At 64.0% G+C, this 14,287-nt stretch carries 14 protein-coding genes; 5 read left to right on the top strand and 9 right to left on the bottom strand.

The features are described 5' to 3' along the window. Nucleotides 1-87: 87 nt before the first annotated feature. Both OPC11_RS19190 and OPC11_RS19195 read left to right on the top strand, forming a co-directional pair. A complete protein-coding gene (locus tag OPC11_RS19190; RefSeq protein ID WP_264783003.1) occupies nt 88-1,155 on the top strand; it encodes a zinc-dependent alcohol dehydrogenase family protein in 1,068 nt (355 codons plus the stop codon). Between the two features lie 50 nt (nt 1,156-1,205). Further along, a complete protein-coding gene (locus tag OPC11_RS19195) occupies nt 1,206-1,448 on the top strand; it encodes a hypothetical protein (RefSeq protein ID WP_264783004.1) in 243 nt (80 codons plus the stop codon). Between the two features lie 43 nt (nt 1,449-1,491). On the opposite strand, the gene OPC11_RS19200 is transcribed toward OPC11_RS19195, so the two are convergent. Further along, entirely contained in the window at nt 1,492-1,779 is a 288-nt protein-coding gene (locus OPC11_RS19200; RefSeq protein WP_007977078.1) for a MarR family transcriptional regulator, read from the bottom strand. A 152-nt stretch (nt 1,780-1,931) separates the two neighbouring features. Here OPC11_RS19200 and OPC11_RS19205 point away from each other — a divergent pair, with 152 nt between their 5' ends. Then, nucleotides 1,932-2,129 carry a hypothetical protein gene (locus OPC11_RS19205; RefSeq protein WP_018129055.1) on the top strand — a complete coding sequence of 66 codons (198 nt, stop codon included), beginning with the start codon at nt 1,932-1,934 and terminating at the stop codon, nt 2,127-2,129. Nucleotides 2,130-2,216: 87 nt separating this feature from the next. Next, complete coding sequence (locus OPC11_RS19210; RefSeq protein WP_007977082.1) at nt 2,217-2,660, top strand: hypothetical protein; 444 nt, start codon at nt 2,217-2,219, stop codon at nt 2,658-2,660. Nucleotides 2,661-2,715: 55 nt separating this feature from the next. Here the strand turns inward: OPC11_RS19210 and OPC11_RS19215 are convergent, their stop codons facing one another. The 7 genes from OPC11_RS19215 to OPC11_RS19245 form a co-directional block, all read right to left on the bottom strand. Continuing rightward, complete coding sequence (locus OPC11_RS19215; protein WP_264783005.1) at nt 2,716-4,548, bottom strand: SLC13 family permease; 1,833 nt, start codon at nt 4,546-4,548, stop codon at nt 2,716-2,718. A 443-nt stretch (nt 4,549-4,991) separates the two neighbouring features. Beyond that, a complete protein-coding gene (locus tag OPC11_RS19220; RefSeq protein ID WP_264783006.1) occupies nt 4,992-6,029 on the bottom strand; it encodes a cation diffusion facilitator family transporter in 1,038 nt (345 codons plus the stop codon). 115 nt (nt 6,030-6,144) lie between these two features. Continuing rightward, nucleotides 6,145-8,574: an N-6 DNA methylase gene (locus OPC11_RS19225; RefSeq protein WP_264783007.1), complete on the bottom strand. Its 2,430-nt coding sequence runs from the start codon at nt 8,572-8,574 to the stop codon at nt 6,145-6,147. A 49-nt stretch (nt 8,575-8,623) separates the two neighbouring features. Next, on the bottom strand, nt 8,624-8,896 hold the full coding sequence (locus OPC11_RS19230) for a hypothetical protein (protein WP_007977093.1): 273 nt from the start codon (nt 8,894-8,896) through the stop codon (nt 8,624-8,626). Further along, nucleotides 8,893-9,264: a transcriptional regulator gene (locus OPC11_RS19235; RefSeq protein WP_264783008.1), complete on the bottom strand. Its 372-nt coding sequence runs from the start codon at nt 9,262-9,264 to the stop codon at nt 8,893-8,895. The genes OPC11_RS19230 and OPC11_RS19235 overlap by 4 nt, the downstream gene beginning before the upstream one ends. 120 nt (nt 9,265-9,384) lie before the next feature. Next, a complete protein-coding gene (locus tag OPC11_RS19240; RefSeq protein WP_264783009.1) occupies nt 9,385-11,997 on the bottom strand; it encodes a heavy metal translocating P-type ATPase in 2,613 nt (870 codons plus the stop codon). A gap of 253 nt (nt 11,998-12,250) precedes the next feature. After that, nucleotides 12,251-12,661, bottom strand: coding sequence for a hypothetical protein (locus tag OPC11_RS19245; protein ID WP_264783010.1), 411 nt, complete (start codon nt 12,659-12,661; stop codon nt 12,251-12,253). 114 nt (nt 12,662-12,775) lie between these two features. Between OPC11_RS19245 and OPC11_RS19250 the strand changes: the two genes are divergently transcribed. Next, nucleotides 12,776-13,252, top strand: a complete 477-nt coding sequence (locus OPC11_RS19250; RefSeq protein ID WP_007977100.1) for an acyl-CoA thioesterase — start codon at nt 12,776-12,778, stop codon at nt 13,250-13,252. Nucleotides 13,253-13,261: 9 nt separating this feature from the next. On the opposite strand, the gene OPC11_RS19255 is transcribed toward OPC11_RS19250, so the two are convergent. Next, nucleotides 13,262-14,254 carry a ribonucleotide-diphosphate reductase subunit beta gene (locus tag OPC11_RS19255; RefSeq protein WP_007977102.1) on the bottom strand — a complete coding sequence of 331 codons (993 nt, stop codon included), beginning with the start codon at nt 14,252-14,254 and terminating at the stop codon, nt 13,262-13,264. Nucleotides 14,255-14,287: the final 33 nt, after the last annotated feature.

Raw genomic sequence — 14,287 nt, forward strand, 5'->3', positions numbered from 1 at the left:
AGCGCCCCTAAAAGTTCCAACCGTGATTCACGTTCTCCCGTTTGCCCCCTCCCGCCGTTTTAAGCCGACGAGGGCCGACACTCGGGTATGAAAGCCGCTGTGTTGTGCGAGTACGGCGAACCGCTTTCCATCGAGGAGGTGCCGGAACCGACCCCCGACCCGCACGGCGTCGTCATCGAAACCGAAGCCTGTGGCATCTGTCGAAGCGACTGGCACGCGTGGCAGGGCCACGGCGAGTGGGCCGACGACCAAGTTCCAATCGGGCAAATCCTCGGCCACGAACCCGCCGGACGGGTCGTCGCGGTCGGCGAGCAGGTCCGGGACATCGGCGAGGGGGACCGAATCGCGGTCCCGTTCAATCTCGGCCGAGGCCACTGCGGGTACTGCCAGAACGGCCACGGCAACGTCTGTGAAAACGGCATCGCCCTCGGCTTCGAGGAGTCCGCGCCCGGCGCGTTCGCGGAACGGGTCCACGTCCCGTCCGCCGACTACAACGCGGTGCACCTCCCAGAATCCGTCTCGCCGGTCGAGATGGCCGGGTTGGGCTGTCGGTTCGTCACGGCGTACCACGCGCTCGCCCACCGCGCCGACCTAACGCCGGGGGATTGGGTCGCGGTTCACGGGTGTGGCGGCGTCGGCCTCTCGGCGGTTCACGTCGCCGACGCGCTCGGCGCGAACGTCATCGCGGTGGATTTGGACGCCGACAAACTCGACCGCGCGCGAGACCTCGGCGCGGACGAGACGGTGCTCGCCGACGCCGAGACCGACGTTCCGACGACGATCCAGGCGCGACTCGGCGGGGCCGACGTCTCCATCGACGCGCTCGGCATCGCCGAAACGTGTCGGAATTCCATCGACTGCCTCCGCCCGCGCGGTCAACACGTCCAACTCGGGTTGACGACGGACGCGGAACGCGGCGAGGTCTCCCTCCCGACGGACGCGATGACGATGCGCGAAATCACGTTTTTGGGGTCGCGCGGGATGCCGCCGTCCCGCTACGACGAACTGCTTCGCATGCTGGAACGGGACACGCTCTCGCCCGGTAAACTCGTGACGAACACCGTTTCTCTGGCCGAGGTTCCCGACCGCCTCGCCGCCATGAACGACTTCGAAACGTCCGGCATCGAGGTTGTCGAGTTCTCCGCGTCATCGTAGCTCGAAAAACCCTCCTGAATAAATACAAATTTTGACGACACATCACCAGTATGTCTCCCACAACTGAATCCGCGGAGGGCCTTCCCCTTCGGCGCATCCTCCTCATCGCCCTCCTCCTGCTGGCGACGCCGCTCGTCGCGTTCGTTCTCATCGCTGGAGCGCTGACGGCGGACGCCGGTCTCGGCGGGTGGTTGCTGTTGGTCGTCGCGCCGCTGTCGTTCCTCGGCACCGGCCTCTGGCTGTTGGCTGGCGGGTCGCTGCGCTGGCCGAAGCGTGTCGATACGTCCGCGTAGAAGGAATTCGCTCAGTTCGGTTCCGTACCGCTACGTTCCGGTCCTACACCGGCACTTCGTTCAAGCAGTTCACTTGCTCCCAGTCGCCCGTATCGTCCAGTCGGTAGAGCCGCTGTCGGGCGTCGGGGATGTACACTTCCTCGGTGACGGCACCGATTTCCGTCAGGTTCTCCAGTGCGCTCCTGACCGTTCGCGCCGAAAGTCGTGACCGCTTCACGATTTCCTTCTGCGTGTGGGCGCCGCTGTACTCCAACACTTTGAACACGAGCTTCGCGCTCGGCGGTAGCTCACATAGGCAGGTCAGGGTCTGCTTCTCCATACACGGTTCCATGGGTGCCAGCCACTAAACCGCTCGCTAACTGCACGGTAACCCGGTATCATGCATGTCACCCGACGGTGGGAAGTTCTCCCAACGATAGGGAGTCTCACACATGTCACCGGAAAAACGTAGGTTCTTTCATTGATGACTGCGAATATACGCGTATGCAGCCTGAACTTGCAAGCAGAACGCGGTCGGGGGACCTCGACCGACTGTTCTGCCAGGTGTGTGGGGAGCGTTTCGATGCCGACGCCGCGACGGACGACGGGTGGCACTACCAGTGTCCGAACGACGACTGTGACGGCGCGGGCATCCGTGAAGACCTGTATCCGGTTCGAGACGTCCTTCCGTCCCGTCGATAACCGATTCCGACCGACCGTCCCGTTTTCTTTCTCCCCACGTTCGATGGAAACCCTTTACCTCTCCCGCTACACCACAACCAACATCGAATGCGGTTCGACAGCTTTCTGATTCAGGCACTCGCGACGCTCATGCTCTTGGCCGGGCTCGTCCTCACCGGCTACGCGCTCCTCCAGCCGCCGCAAAACACGACGACCTACACGCTCTCGCTGGAGCAGGTGGAGAAGAACGAACCCGGCGTGCGCTCGTCGTCGGTGAAGTACGGAAGCTTATCGAGCGAGGCGCGGGTCGCCTTCGGTCGCGCGAAACTCCACGGGTCGTATCAGCTGTCGGACGAGCCGCCCGGCGCGTTGGAGGACTATTCGTTCGTCATCGACAACGATAGGGTGTACGCCATCACGATTTCGGAACGAGAACACATCACGGAGCGGATGGCGACCCTCTTCGGCGGCACGATGGCCGCGGTCATCGGGGCGTTCATCTTCGTCTCGTGGCTGGACGTGCTCTCTGGATTCCGGCCGAATCGGAATTGAAACGGGAAACACGCACCACGCACCCGATTCGACCGCTTCGTTGAACGTCCTTTCCTCAGAGTCCCCAGAACGTCACGATTCCGGCGACCGTCACGGCGGACAGGAGCAGTTGGAGCGGTGCCCCGATTCGGAAGTAGTCCGTGAACTTGTAGCCGCCCGGCCCGTAGACGAACAGGTTGGTCTGATAGCCGACGGGACCGAGGAACGACGTCGAGGCGGCGAACGTCACCGCGAGGACGAACGCGAACGGGTTGGCGTCGATTCGGGTCGCCGCCTCGACGGCCACGGGAATCATCAGGACGACGCTGGCGTTGTTGCTGATGACCTCCGTGATGAGGCCCGTGGCGATGTAGAATATCCAGAGGACGGCCACGACCGGGAGGTAGTTCGCGCTGGCCGCGACGAGGCCGCCGAGCAGTTCCGCGCCGCCGGAGTTTTCGAGGGCGACGCCGAGCGGGATGACGCCCGCCAGCAGGAAGATGACGTTCCACTCGACCGATTCGTACAACTCGCCGGGTTTCAGGACGCCGGTGGCGACCATCGCCACCACGCCGCCGAGCGCCGTGACGAGAATCGGGAAGACCCCGAGCGCGGCGAGCGAGACGACCCCGACGATGATGGCGAGCGCCGCCGGAATCTTCTCGGTTCGGTAGTCCGGGTCGCTCACTTGGTGGGCCACGATGAAATCCCGATTCGCCGCCAGCCGGTCGATGCTGTCCGCCGACGCCTGCACGAGGAGCGTGTCGCCGACCCGAATCGTCACCCGGTCGAGACGCTCGTGGATGACCTCGCCGCGGCTCCGGAAGGCGAGGACCGCGGCGTCGAAGCGCTCCCGAAACGTCGAACTCGAAAGCGTCTCCCCGACGAGCGAGGACCCGGAGGGAATGACGACTTCGACGAGCGTCTGTTCCTCGCCGGGGTCGATTTCCGCCTCCGTCGGCGTCCCCGCGAGCGTCAGATGTTCGAGCGTCGTGAGCGTACTTAGCGTCTGCTTGTCGATTCGGAGCGTGAGCACGTCACCGGCGCGTATCGTCCGCTGACCGATGTGTTCGATGAACGTCTCGTCGTCCCGAACTAACTGGATTATCTCGGCGTCGAAGACGGCCTCGTCGATGGCGTCTTCGACCGTTTGGCCGACGAACGGCGACCCCTCGGCCACTTCGACTTCCGTGAGGTAGTTTTCCATCTCGTACTCCTCGATGTAGTCTTCCTCCGGCGGGACGCGTTCGGGTAGGAGTCGGTGGCCGACGAACAACAGGTAGCATCCGCCGACCACGAGGACGATGACGCCGAGTCCCGTGAACTCGAACATCGAGAAGGCGTGGAGGCGGGCGTTTCCGGTTCGCTCGGCGAGTCGCCCCGTCACGTTGCTGGCGAGGATGTTGGTCGAGGTGCCGATGAGCGTGAGCATCCCGCCGAGCATTGAGGCGTAGGAGAGCGGGATGAGGAGCTTCGACGGCGAGGTTTTTCCCTCGTGTGCGAGGTCCGTGATGACGGGGACGAGAATCGCCACGACCGGCGTATTGTTCACGAACCCGGACGCGGGTCCGGCGACGCCGATGGTGGCGAACAGCTGTTTTCTGAGGTCCGTTCCCGCGAAGTCGGCTAGCCGACTGCCGAGCAACTGGACGACCCCCGTTTGGCTGACGCCGGCGCTGAGGATGAGCATCGCCAGCACGGTGATGGTCGCCTCGTTTGCGAACCCGGCGATTCCCTCGGTCGTGCTGATTCCCGTCCACGGTTCGAGCACCATCAGCGTGACCATTATCAGAATCGCGGTCACGTCCACGGGAAGCAACTCCGTCGCAAAGAACACCAGCGCGATGAGGACGATGGCGAACACCACGAGCATGTCCGTCGTCACAGCCGCCAACCCGGTCTGCATCATATCCCCGTGTACGGATTTTCGCCTCAAAAAGATTGGTGATAACTTATGGAGATGAAATAAAAATCATTCAAAATGGATTCAAAACATCACTGTGTGAATTATCAATGGCGTTGCTTTCGATATTCGTGTTCGCGACCCCGCCTCCGTCGGCCTGGCCGCGTTCGTGGTTTTCACCACCGCGACCCTACCGGCGTGACTTCGTGACTACTGGAGCGTTCTATTTTTTACTGGATACTACCGGAGAATACTATTTCATACTATATCCTACTATTTCATACTTATATCTACCATCCTACACTGTATTCTCCTCCTCCACTCTCGTCCGAGCGGTTCAAAAATCGGTTTCTATGTCCACCGCACCGCACCGCACCGCACCGCACACGTCCTTATCGAACCGCACCTCTCCATCGAACCGCTTTCTCCGCTTCGCCGCTCATTTCCATTCAATCGGCGACGTGGCCGCCGTTCGCCGGATAGCAGTCGAAGTCGGCGGTTTCGCAGTCGCCGCTCTCGGACTCGACTTGGATGGTCGCGTGACCGATGTCGTGGCGTTCGTTGAGGGCGTGGCGGGCGGCGTCGAGAACCGCGTCGCGGTCCGCGTCATCCGCGACGACGACGTGGGCGCTACAGGCCAAACTGCGGTTGGTGAGCGCCCAGACGTGCACGTCGTGGACGTCGATTGCTCCGTCGAGGTCGGAGAGCGTCCCGGTGATGTCGTCCACGTCCACGCTGGACGGCGTGCCCTGCAGGAGGATGTTGACGCTCTCGATGAGGAGGTCCTTCGCGGAGTACAGGACGAGCGCGGCGATGACGAGGCTGAATATCGGGTCGAGGACGTAGAGGTCGGAGACGTACAATCCGACCCCCAGCGCGATGGCGGCGAGGCTTCCGGCGGCGTCGGTCAGCAGGTGGAGGTAGACGCCCTCGACGTTGAGGCTGTCCCGGCCGCCGTGGAGGACGTACGCCCCGGCGAGGTTCGCGCCGAGTCCCACGACACCGATGACGATTGTGGGAAGCGCCTTCACGTCCTGCGGGTTCTGGAACCGCATGACGGCCTCGTAGGCGACGTAGACGACGATGATGACGAGGAAGACGCCGTTCGCCAGCGCGGCGAGAATCTCGGCGCGTTGATAGCCGTAGGTGCGTTTCGAGTCCGCATCGAGCGTGGCAATCCACGCGGCGAAGAGCGCGAGGACGATGCTCGCCGAGTCCGTGAGCATGTGCCCGGCGTCCGCGAGGAGCGTGAGCGAGTTGGCGTACAGCGCCCCGGCGATTTCCACCACGAAGAACGCGGTGTTGATGACGAGCGCGATTTTCAACGCTCGCCGGTTCCCCGACCCCCCGTGGCCGCCGTGACCGTGGCCGTCGTGGTCGTGACCGTGACCGCCGTGGTCGTGACCGTGACCGCCGTGACCGTGGCCGCCATGACCGTGACCATCGTGGTCATGGTCGTGTCCGTGACCGTTCGAGCGGTCGCTCATGTGGGAACGAAACCCCTTCTCGGGTATTAATTCCCCTGTCAGCGTTCCGGGGTAGAATAGCAGTCTCTAGCAACTGAACGGGTCTGTGTTCATAACACCCGTCGTCCTCGGGACGTCAGTTCACGAGTCGCTCGACCAGTTCGATTTCGTCCGCCGAGAGTCCGTAGGCTCGGGAGACGAGTCGGTCGATTTCCGCATCCGTCCGCTCGATTTTCGCGTCCACCTGTGCCGCGGACCGACACCGCTCCGCGAACGCCGTCGCGGTTTCGAGCGACGGGAGCCGAATCGATTCGAGTCGGTCGAGCGGCGAGATGGTTTTCCGCGCCTCCTCGGTGAACCCGTCGCTTTCGACGTGGCGCGGGACGTACCACGGGAGCACGTCGCGCCACTCCTCCCGCCCGTCGGCCTCGAACACGAGCGCTCGAATCGGTTCCGTCTCCGCGAACCCCCACGTATCGGTGGCCCGCTCTTCCGCGGGACGATAGCGGGCCGTCGCCGAGAACACGAGTTCGTCCACTCCTCTCTCGACGCTGACGTTCCCGACGCGAAGCCCGTCCCGCGTCGTCGTCGTCTCGGCCAACGGCGAGTCGGTGCCGACCCGCCGAACGAGGTCACCGAGTCGCGGGCCGTCATCCCCCTCACCCTCATCCTCTTCTGGACCCTCATCTCCTTCTGGACTCCCATCCTCTTCATCCTCATCCCCATCCCCTCCGGGAAGGCGGATTTCGATGTCCGCCCGCGCCTCTCGAAGCCGTTCCAACCGTTCCGTCAGCGCGACCAGTTCGTCGCGCTCCCCCTCGCCGTCGGGAATCGGCAGCCGATTTGCGAACATCGGCTTGAACCGGAGATAGCCGCCGCTGACGTGCGTGCCGCCGTACACCTGCTGAAACCAGCAGGCCGAAACCGTGGCGTTGATGACCGCGAGGAGGTACCGTAGCGGCAGGTCGGAACGAGGGCGGGACCGGACGCTGAAGAGGGTGTTCAGCGCGTACGTTCCGGCGTCGTCGTACGTCGCCACGGGACGGTCGCTGATGTCTCGGAGGAGCAGTTTCTCGCCGTCGAAGACCGTCCGGTCGCGTAGGGCACCGTACTCGCCGTCGCCGATGAGCGACGGGTCGAACCGAACCCAGTCGCCGTCCCACTCCAATCGGTAGCGCGATACGTCCCCCCCGCCCACGACTTTTTCACAGTCCGGCCCCGGTTCGTCCACGACGAGCTTTTCCCGCACGTTGCCGGTGTGGATACCCTCCGTCATATCGACGTGCGCTCCGAGTTCGTCGAACTCCCGGACGAGTCGTTCCGCCAGCGACCCGAACGAGGGGTCGATACCCACCGGAATCACCCGGTCGCCGAGCGCGTCCACGAACGACCGGGAGAGCGTCGTTTCCGCTGTTTCCTCCGTCCCGTCGCTCGACTCCCCCCGCCGAATCGATATCTCCTCGGTCGGGCCGCCGCCGGAGTCGAACGTGAGAACCAGCGGGTAGACGCTCGCGTCGGGGAACACCGTGCCGTTCGACACGTCGAGCAGTTCCACCAATCGGTGCTCGTCGAGCAGTCGGTCGCGGAGGGGTCGCCCGTATCGCGCCGTCGTCCACTTGTTCGGGACGATACAGGACACCCTCCCTCCGAGTTCGGCCATGCGCTCGACGAACGGCACGTAGAGGTCGAACGACCCGGTCACCGTATCGTACCGCTCCCGAAGATCGTCTTTTCGCTCCGCCGGGAGGTGGCGGCTCCGTACGTAGGGTGGATTGCCGACCACGGCGTCGAATCCGTTCCCGTCGAATCCCGCCGCGTCCATCCACTCCGGGTTCGACGCGAGCGCGTCGCCGACGACGAGGGTGTCGTCCGGCCAGACGCCGGTTTCGAACCACACGGCCGACCGTGCGAGTTCGACGGCCAGCGGGTCCACGTCCACCCCGAAGACGCGGTTCTCCGCGACGAACTGACGGGCTCGCTCGCTCTGCTCGTCGCGGGATTCGGCCAACCGGTCGATGGCGCAGGTCAGAAAGTTTCCGCTCCCCATCGCGGGGTCGATGACTCGGGCGTCCTCCCGTCCGTGGAGCGCCCGCGAAACCGCGTATTCGACCACCTCGTTCGGCGTGTAGTACGCTCCCACGGACACCCGCCGCGTCGCGTCTCCCGTGAGACGAATCCCGCCGTCTTCCATCTCGGGTACGTAATCGAGCGACCGCTCGTACGCGCCACCGAGTCGCCGAAACGACAGCGAATCGTACGCCAGCGAGTCCAACAGCGCGTGCAATCGTTCGTTCGCGTCCTCCGACAGCGAGTCGAAGCGCACCCGCTCGTCCCGGAGTTCCGGCCCCTTCGCAAACGGCGGTCGGTCGCGGTCGCGTGCCGCCGCAAATTCGGTGACGAGGCGGTCGAACACGCCGACGAGGGCGGCGTCGAACGCCAGTTCCGGTCCCGCCGCTGTCGGTTCGAGCGTCACGAGCAATTCGTCCGTGGCGAGTTCGAGGGCGCACCGGACGGTCTCGTCCACCGATTCCGTAGCACCCGCGGCCGCTCCACGGTGCCGGGTCATTAGTTTCACAACGCCCGCCACCGGGATAAGTTTACTCCGCGTCGAACGGCTACTCCGCGTAGAGCGAGTAGGCGATGGCGGCGAAGCCGAGCGCGGTCAGCGTGCTTTCGATGACGAGGACGAAATCCCGGTTCACGCTGAACGCTTGGTCGGCGAGTCCGGCGAGCAGAGCGCCGAGGGTGACGACGCCGAACCCGATGGCGAGCGACCTGAGTGCCGGTGAGCCGGTTCGGCGGTACGCTTTGAACGCGAAGTACGTTATCACGCCGCCGAGGACGAGCGTGAGCGTCTTGAGCGTGATGACGATGACGGTGACGTTCATGTTTCCTTTCGCACCTCCGTCCAGAGCCGTTCGAGGCGTTCGTCGGTGGTCTCCGGTGGACGGTCTATCGACACGTCGAATTCCCTATCGTCCGTCAGCGAGATGTTCACCGATTCCACCGTGATTCGGTATCGGGAGGTGTGATGGCCGTCCTCCCGAATCTCGGTTCGTTCGTCGACGAGGGAGGCTTCGCTTAGCATGTCGAGCTTTCGGTAGAGCGTCGAGAGCGGGATGTCCGTCGCGTCGGCGAGTTCCCGCGCTGTCATCGGGTCGCGTAATTCCATGATTATTCGTCGGCATGCGGGGTCGTCGAGGGCGTCGAGGACGTCCTGTAATTCGGGCGCATCGTCTGCCAAATCCCGCACCATTCACCCGACCTTTCGTTGCTCGGCACATAATAGGTTCGACTACCTCCATCGTTCGCATCTGCTGAGAACCATCGAAAAAGCGGAGGACGGTACGGCGACACACACCACGACTTCCGCTGTTCAGCGGAGGAAGCCGAGCAGGCGGTACTCGTGGTCGGGGACGTACCGTCGGAATGCTAAACTGTTCGTCAGGACGCTCACGCTGGAGAACGCCATTGCGCCCGCGGCGAGCGCGGGTTGGAGCAGTCCGAGCGAGGCCAACGGAATCATGGCGGTGTTGTAGCCGAGCGCCCAGAAGAGGTTCTGCTTTATCTTCGAGAGCGTTCCCGCCGAAATCCGAATCGCCTTCACCACGTCGCGCGGGTCGTCGCGCATCAGCGTCACGTCTGCGGCCTCGATGGCGACATCGGTGCCGCTGCCGATGGCGGTGCCGACGAACGCCGCCGCGAGCGCAGGGGCGTCGTTCACGCCGTCGCCGACCATCATCGCGTTCTCGCCGCCCGCTTGCACGTCCTCGACTACGGCCGCCTTCTCGTCGGGGAGCACCTCTGCGCGGACGTTTTCGGGGTCGATGCCGACCCGTTCCGCGACGGCGCGGGCGGTCCGCTCGTTGTCCCCCGTGAGCATGAGCACGGTCAGTCCCCGCTCTCGGAGGTCCGAGACGGCTTCCTTCGCGCTCGCCTTCACCTCGTCGGCGTTGGCGACGACGCCGAGGAGGCGGTCGTCGAGCGCGACGAGCATGGCCGTCTTCCCCTCGCGTTCGAGCCGTTCCATCGTCTCCTCTGCCGGGTCGGTGTCGATTCCGGCCTCCCGAAGGAGTTTCCGGTTGCCGACGAGCACCTCGCCGTGGCTCGTCTCCGCCCGGATTCCGTGGCCGGGCACGTTCTCGAAGGAACTCGGGTCCTCGATTTCGACGCCGCGCTCGTCCGCACCCGCCACGATGGCCTTCGCCAGCGGGTGCTCGCTTCCCCGCTCCGCGCTGGCCGCGGCGGAGAGCACGAGTTCTTCCGTCGTCTCGGCGTCCGCCGCCGTTCCGAGTACGTCCGCCCCGCCGTCCGCCATCGCGGGGTCGGTTTCGTCGGCAATCGCCACCACGTCCGTCAACTGCATCTCGCCCTCGGTCAGCGTCCCGGTCTTGTCGAAGACGACCGTCTCCGCGTCCTTCACCCGTTCCAGCACGTCGCCGCCCTTGAACAGGACGCCGGTACGCGCGCCGATGGCCGTTCCGACCATCGTCGCCGTCGGGGTGGCGAGGCCGAGCGCGCAGGGACACGCGATGAGCACCGCGCTGGCGAAGACGACGACGGCGAACTCGAAGACCGTGACGCCGCCAGCAGCACCCGCCGCACCGCCCGCGACGTTCGGGCCACCGGCGACCAGTCCCCACAGCGGCAGGCCGTTCACGAACCCGGAGAGCGCTTCGGGGAACAGATACCAGAGGATTCCCCACAGCAGCGCGTTCGCGATGACCGCCGGGACGAAGTAGGCGCTGATGCGGTCGGCGAGGTTCTGAATCTCGGGTTGGCGGGCCTGTGCCTCCTTCACCATGCCGACGATTTGCTGGAGCGCCGTCTCCTCGCCGACTTTCGTCGCGCGAACCGTCAGCACGCCGTTCTCGTTGATGGTCGCGCCGATAACCTCGTCGCCTTCGCGCTTTTCGACGGGGACGGATTCACCCGTCACCATCGACTCGTCCGTCGCGCTCTCTCCGTCCACGACGATACCGTCCGTCGGAATCTTCTCGCCGGGGCGGACGCGAAGCAGGTCGCCCTCCTCCACGTCTTCGAGCGGGATTTCTCGTTCGCCGTCGTCCTCGATTACGGTCGCCGTATCGGCTTCCAGTTCGAGGAGTTCGCGGAGCGCGTCGCTGGCCTGCCCCTTCGACCGGGCTTCGAGCCAGTTGCCGAGCGTGATGAACACGAGGATGAGCACCGCGCTGTCGAAGTAGGTGCCGCCCGGGATGAGCGACAGCATGACGGCGACGCTGTAGACGTACGCCGTGGTCGAACCGAGCGCGATGAGCACGTCCATGTTCGCCGTCCGGTTCTTCACGAGCGCGTTGTAGGCGTTCCCGTAGAACTCCTTACCCAGCCAAATCTGAACCGGCGTGGCGAGAAGGAACTGTATTACTGCCACATCGACGCCGAACACCGTCTCGCTCACCATCTCCGGGAAAAACAGGTGTTCGAGCATGAAGAAGACGAGCGGCGCCGCGAGCACCGCGCCGAACAGCGTCAGTCGGAACTGCTTGCGTATCTCGGCGTCGCGCGCGGCTTGGCGGGCGTCCGCCTCCGCTTCCTTCCCGTCCGTGCCGTCCTCCCGGACCGGTTCGTAGCCCGCCTCCTCCACGGCGTCGTAGAGGGCCGACCGGTTCACTCCGGCGGGGTTGTACTCGACGCTCGCCTCGTCGGTCGCGTAATTGACCTCGGCGTCCACCACGCCCGGGACAGATTCGAGCGCCGTTCGATTCGTGTCCGCACAGTTCGCACAGGACATCCCCGTGATTCCGATGGTCGTCGTCGCGCGAACCGGGTCGTATCCAGCGTCCTCGATGGCCGCGTAGATTTCGGACAGCGAGACGACCTCCGGGTCGTACTCGACGGTACCCTCGTCGGTGGCGAAGTTGACGTTCGCCTCCCGTACGCCGTCGAGCGAGTTCAACGCCTCGCTGACCGTTCCCGAACAATTCGCGCAACTCATCCCACGGATTTCGAGTTGCGTTCGTTCCGTCATTGTGTCTCTCTACGGTATCCGTGTTCATTCACCTTGTCCTTTAGAAAATTCGGCCAGGTTGTGGATGGACCTCAGATACTAATTTCTCGGGTCGAGACGACGATACGGTCGAACCCGAATGGGGCGTGAACACCTTTGTTACTGCTTTCGACACGCGTATCGCGTACCTTTTTATGCCATGTCGAGCCGATTTCAGAATAATGCGTCGTGCCCTCCTCGCGGCCGCGAAAAACACCTCGAGCCACGGTTGCGGCTACGACTGTCCGCTTCCGCCCACGTCGCTTCGGGAGCGTCGTTCGAGCGCCGCCGTCCGCGCTTCTCGTACCACGCGCCCGCCGAGAAACGCCAGCAGGACGCCGACGACCGCGTCGCCCCACTTCGGAATCGGTCCTGCGGTAGCGACGGCGAACGGGCGCGTCACTTGCCAGAGTCCGAGCAGGGCGAGCAGTCCCCCCGCCGCGATGCCGACCTGTCGGTCGCGCCACGTGCAGACGACGCCGTAGAGCGCGAGCGCCGCCACGACGACCCCCACGAGAATGTCGTTCCAGAAGTTCGGTGCGAGCATCGCGTCGTAGACGACGAACGGCGCGGCGAGCAGCCAGACGGCGAGCGACGTTCCCCCGATGATGAGTTCCTTCCCTCTCATATCCGTCCATTCCCCCATATCCGTTCACGTTCACGATTCGTCGGCTGATAAGTGAGACGGCCGTAGAACAAACTCACTTTCAAAAATACAAGTACAGATGTTTTATCTGTGAGCGTCGTGTAGCGCCACTCGATGCACGACACTGCGACACTCGCCGAATCGCGGACGGTCATGAGCGAAATCCTGATGCCGAACGACGCCAACAACCTCGGTCGGGCGCTCGGTGGGTCGATTCTACACTGGATGGACATCTGCGCGGCCATCTCCTCGCGCCGGTTCTCCCGCCGACAGGTCGTCACGGCGTCCATGGATCACGTCGATTTCCTCGGTCCCATCGACCTCGGCGACATCGTGACTGTGGAGGGGTACGTGTTCGAGACGGGCGAGACGAGCATGGAGGTCGTGGTCTCGGTTCGGGCGGAGCGGCCCAGTCACGACGAGAAGGGAGAGACGGCGACGTCGTTCTTCACGATGGTCGCGCTGGACGACGACGAGACTCCGACGGCGGTCCCCGCCCTCGACTGTCCGACGGACGACCAGAAAACCCTGCGTGACGACGCCCTTCGCCGCCGCGAAAAGCGCCGCACGTCGCTCAGTGCGTCCCGATAAGAACGGCCGCTACCAGTCGAGCGACCCGCCGCTCTGATACTCCGTGACTTGCGTTTCGAAGAAGTTCTTCTCCTTGTTGAGGTCCACCTGCTCGGACATCCACGGGAAGGGATTCTCCGTCCCGTACTGTTCGTCGAGGTCGAGTTGCGCCAGTCTGCGGTCGGCGATGTGCTCGACGTACTCGGCGAACTGCGCCGCGCTCATGCCGAGGATTTCGTCCGGGCAGGCCTCGTACGCGTAAATTTTCTCCAACTCGACGGCGTTCGTGATGAGGTCAGTCACCTCGTCGCCGAACGCGTCCGTCCACGCGTTCGGGTTCTCCGCGCGAATTTCGTTGATGAGGTCCACGCCGAACCCGACGTGGAGCGACTCGTCGCGCAGGATGTACTCGAACTGCTGGCCGATGCCGACCATCTTGTTCTGGCGCTTCAGGCCGAGCATCATGGCGAATCCTGCGTAGAAGAAGACGCCCTCCATGATGACGTAGAAGCCAACGAGGTCGCGGAGGAACTCGCGGACGTCGGCGTCGGTTTCGATGGTGAAATCGGGGCGGTCGATGGCGCGGGTCAGGTCCACGACGAACTCGTCCTTCTCGGCGATGGAGGGAACTCGGTCGTACATCCCGTAGAGGTAGTCGGGGTCGAAGCCGAGCGAGTCACAGCAGTAGATGAACGTGTCCGTGTGAATCGCCTCCTCGTAGGCCTGTCGGAGGAGGTACTGGCGACACTCCGGAGCCGTCACGTACTCGTAGAGCGCGAGGACGATGTTGTTCGCGGTGAGCGATTCCGCCGTCGAGAAGAACCCGAGGTTCCACTCGATGAGTTGGCGCTCGGCGTCGGACAGGGCGTCGCCGTTCCACTGGGAGATGTCGTCCTGCATCGGAATCTCCTCCGGAACCCAGTTGTTGTTGACGCCCGCCTCGTAGTAGTCGCGGGCCCAGTCGTAGTCGAGCGGCAGTATCTTGTTCGGGTCGTGTTCGTTGTCGGTGTCGAGTATCGGCATGTATCGTTCGTGAGGTATGTTATCGCGTCGGTC

The organism is Haladaptatus sp. T7 (genome assembly GCF_026008575.1).
Classification (GTDB): Archaea; Halobacteriota; Halobacteria; order Halobacteriales; family Haladaptataceae; genus Haladaptatus; species Haladaptatus paucihalophilus.